Consider the following 1,684-nt stretch of genomic DNA (forward strand, 5'->3'; position numbering starts at 1 on the left):
TAACCCAGAGGATTGTTAGCGGAACGGGAACGGCGCAATGAGTTGGTCGCAGGCACGGCGGACGAGCCGTTCCCGTTCCGCTAACAATTCGTTGAGCTAAACCGCTCCACAGTCGGTGGCTATGGGTATTGAATCAACGTGGCGATGGTCGTAGCGATCGGATGCGGGGCTCGAAGCGCGAATACCGCAGGGTCTGGGTGCATGGTTCGGCAAGAACATGCGGTCGTCGGGGTTAGCGAACAGGTTGCGCCGGACGGGGCAGGCAGGATGGAACCACAATGGACATGCGCGTCCAGCCGACCCGTGAGGACGCGTCGGTTCCGGCTTGTCGGCGATTGCGATTCGGGCTTCATGGGTGGTTCGGCGGTGCCCGGGGTGACGCGCCAGGCAGGAGGCATTCGACGCAGACCATGTGGCCGTGTTTGCAGACCGGACAGTCGCGCAGTGATCGGCCGGTCAACTGCGCGTAACGGTCGCGGTAATCAGATCTGGGTATCACGCGCGTTTCGGCAGGAGGTGCACCAAGCAGATGCCGGCATGCGGCAATGCGGGTCGCGCGCAACCGGTTGCTGAGCAGCCCGTAGTGACGAATCCGTTGCAGCCCTTGCGGCAGTACGTGTAGCAGGAAGCGGCGCAGGAACTCGTGAGCATGCAGGCGCATTGCGCGTGGCCTACCTGGATGTCGATAGTCCTTCCAGCGAAATGTCACGTGCTCGTCGGTCAGACTGAGCAGGCGGTGGTTGGAGATCGCGACGCGGTGCGTGTAGCGGCCGAGATAGTCGAGCACCTGCTGCGGACCGCCGAACGGCTCCTTGGCATAGACGACCCATTCGCTATGACGCGGACCCGACAGATAGCGGGCAAATTCGCCGGGCTCGGACAGATGAGCCAGTGACGCGAAGAAACCCAGTGCACCGGCATCGAATGCGCGTTGCAACCGTTCGAGAAACAGTCGCCGGAACAGGCGCGAGAGCACGCGGACAGGCAGGAAGAAACCAGGCCGACAGGCCACCCAGCGCGTGCCGTCGGCAGCAAGGCCGCCGCCAGGGACCACACAGTGCAGATGCGGGTGGTGCACCAGATTCTGCCCCCAGGTGTGCAGGAGCGCGATGAAGCCAATCGTGGCACCGAGATGCCTTGGGTCTGCGGCGATCGTCTGCAGCGTTTCGGCGGTCGCCTGAAACAGGATGTCGTAGACGGTGCGCTTGTTCTGGAATGCAATGGCCGAGATTTCCTGCGGCACGGTGAACACCACGTGGAAGTACGGAACGGGCAGCAGGTCTGCCTGGCGATGGTCGAGCCATTCTGCGCGGGCGAGCGACTGGCACTTCGGGCAGTGCCGGTTGCCACACGAGTTGTAGGCGATGCGCTGGTGTCCGCAGGCGTCGCACTGCTCGACGTGACCGCCCAGGGCTGCTGTGCGGCACTGCTCAATGGCACGCATGACACGACGCTGCTCGCGGTCGAGCGAATCGGCGTGGAGATGCCGATATGCCGGGCCGTGACGGTGCAGGATGTCCGCCAGTTCCAGCTTGGCCTTCATCGGGGGCTCAGACGTGGTCAGCCGGCGTTTCGGGTGAGGTCTGTGAAGTGTTTGGGGGCAGCCGGTCGAATGGGCTGGTCGTCGCGCAGATTGTGCTGGTCGCGACCTTGAGATAACGCAAATGTGCTGCAGCACATTTGC

The 1,684-nt window shown here is 63.3% G+C and carries 1 protein-coding gene; it reads right to left on the minus strand.

Annotated features, from left to right (window positions below):
• Positions 1 to 349 precede the first annotated feature (349 nt).
• On the minus strand, positions 350 to 1,543 hold the full coding sequence (locus tag FSO04_RS45680) for an IS91 family transposase (protein ID WP_154567994.1): 1,194 nt from the start codon (positions 1,541 to 1,543) through the stop codon (positions 350 to 352).
• Positions 1,544 to 1,684 lie beyond the last annotated feature (141 nt).

The organism is Paraburkholderia madseniana (assembly GCF_009690905.1).
Lineage (GTDB): Bacteria > Pseudomonadota > Gammaproteobacteria > Burkholderiales > Burkholderiaceae > Paraburkholderia > Paraburkholderia madseniana.

Coding starts and splice junctions, on each gene's coding strand:
- FSO04_RS45680 (WP_154567994.1), bottom strand. CDS start 1,543: ATGAAGGCCAAGCTGGAACTGGCGGACATCCTGCACCGTCACGGCCCG.